This window comes from Mesorhizobium sp. M7A.F.Ca.CA.003.01.2.1 (assembly GCF_003998945.1).
In the GTDB taxonomy this organism is placed as follows: domain Bacteria; phylum Pseudomonadota; class Alphaproteobacteria; order Rhizobiales; family Rhizobiaceae; genus Mesorhizobium; species Mesorhizobium ciceri.
The window spans coordinates 1-1,655 of the sequence record NZ_RZRA01001104.1 but is presented as its reverse complement, the minus strand read 5'-3'; the positions used below and the strand labels follow the sequence as shown (position 1 = coordinate 1,655).

Below are 1,655 nucleotides of genomic sequence, written 5' to 3'. Positions count from 1 at the left end.
GGCGCCGGCAGTCTCGAAGTCGCGCCCGGCAAGCGGCTGGTCGAGAGCCCCGACTTCCCGGCGATCTACAAGGCAGAAGCGCAGAAGGGCGCCGACTTCCTGGACAGATTGAAGACGGTCGACGACCTCGATTGGACGTTCCTGTCGCCATCCGCCATGTTCGTGCCTGGCGAGCGCACCGGCAAATTCCGCCTCGGCAAGGACACGCTTCTCGCCTCCGACGAGGGCAGCAGCATTTCCTTCGAGGACTACGCGATCGTCATGGTCGACGAGATCGAGAAGCCGGCCCATATCAGGCAGCGCTTCACCGTCGGCTATTGAGCGAACGGATGGTGGCGGCCGGGTCTCAATCGAGGCCGGCCGACGCCAGCCGCATCAGGGTCCGGTTCAATCTCGGTGCTGCCGCCACCAGCGCCTTTCCAATGGCCGATTGCGGTGCGTCGATGACGGTTCGGGCATCGCCGTTCTCGGCAACCCGGCCGGCGTCGAGAAGGATAACGCGGTGGGCGATCGACCGGATGACGCCGAGATCATGTGAAATGAAGAGATAGGCGATCTTTTCCTGGCGCTGCAGGTCGAGCAAAAGCTCGAGGATCTCCCCGCGCACGGAAACGTCGAGCGCCGACACCGCTTCATCGAGCACGATCAGCGACGGCTTCGTGGCGATGGCGCGGGCAATGGCGACGCGCTGCCGCTGGCCGCCTGAGATTTCATGGATGGCACGCGGGGCGAGGTCCGCCGTCAGCCCGACGCGCTCCAGCAAGGCGGCGATGCGGCGCGGGCGCTCGCTGCGGGAAGCGATGCCATGGATGCGCAAGGGATCGTCGAGCACACGCGCCACTGTGGCGCGCGGGTTGAAGGCGGCAAGCGGGTCCTGGAACACCATTTGCAGGCGCGCGCGGCGGGCACGCAGTGCTGCGCTGCGCAGGGCCAGGAAATCGTCGCCTTCGAACTCGATGCGTCCGTCGTCCGGCTCGATCAATCGCAGCACCACCCGCGCGATCGTCGATTTGCCGCTGCCGGAGGGTCCGGCCAACGCCAGCGTTTCGCCCGGCTCGATGTGAAAGGAGACATCGTCGACTGCAGCGATGGTGTTGTCGCCGCGACGGTAGCGCTTGGTGAGGTTGGACACCGCCAGCAGGCTCATGCGTGGAGCCCGGCTCGGTTCAGCAGCGGCTTGGTGTCGAGGCCGATATCGGCATCGAGCAATGCGCGCGTATAGGGTTGGGCCGGGGCGCCGACAATCTGCGCCGTCATGCCAAGCTCGACCAACTGCCCATGGCGGAAAACGGCGATGCGCCCGGCAAGCTCGGCCGCCAGCGCGATGTCATGGCTGATGAACAGCAGCGTCATGCCGTCCTCGGTCACCAGGCGTCGGATCAAGGCGACGATCTCGGCCTGCACGATGGTATCGAGCGCGCTGGTCGCTTCGTCGGCGATCAGCAATTTCGGACCGGCCGCAATGGCGGCGGCGATCGCCACACGCTGCTTCTGGCCGCCGGAAAGCTGGTGCGGGAAGGCGCGCAGGGCCGAGTCAGGATCGGGCAGGCGGACGCGTTCGAGCAGGGTTTTGGCCCTGGCATAGGACTGGGACCAGGTGAGGCCGAGATGGGTGCGGGCGACTTCGGCGATTTGTTTGCCGATTGGCATTACGG

General features: G+C 66.1%; 2 protein-coding genes and 1 pseudogene. 1 reads left to right on the top strand and 2 read right to left on the bottom strand.

Annotated features, from left to right (window positions below; all coding sequences use genetic code 11):
- Positions 1-321, top strand: a pseudogene (locus EN969_RS30180) (NAD(P)-dependent oxidoreductase); the annotation flags it as partial.
- Between the two features lie 25 nt (positions 322-346).
- Here EN969_RS30180 and EN969_RS30175 read toward each other — a convergent pair.
- On the bottom strand, positions 347-1,147 hold the full coding sequence (locus EN969_RS30175) for an ATP-binding cassette domain-containing protein (protein WP_013529483.1): 801 nt from the start codon (positions 1,145-1,147) through the stop codon (positions 347-349).
- A partial coding sequence (locus EN969_RS30170; protein WP_164758626.1) for an ATP-binding cassette domain-containing protein occupies positions 1,144-1,655 on the bottom strand: 512 nt, incomplete at its 5' end. The genes EN969_RS30170 and EN969_RS30175, both read right to left, overlap by 4 nt.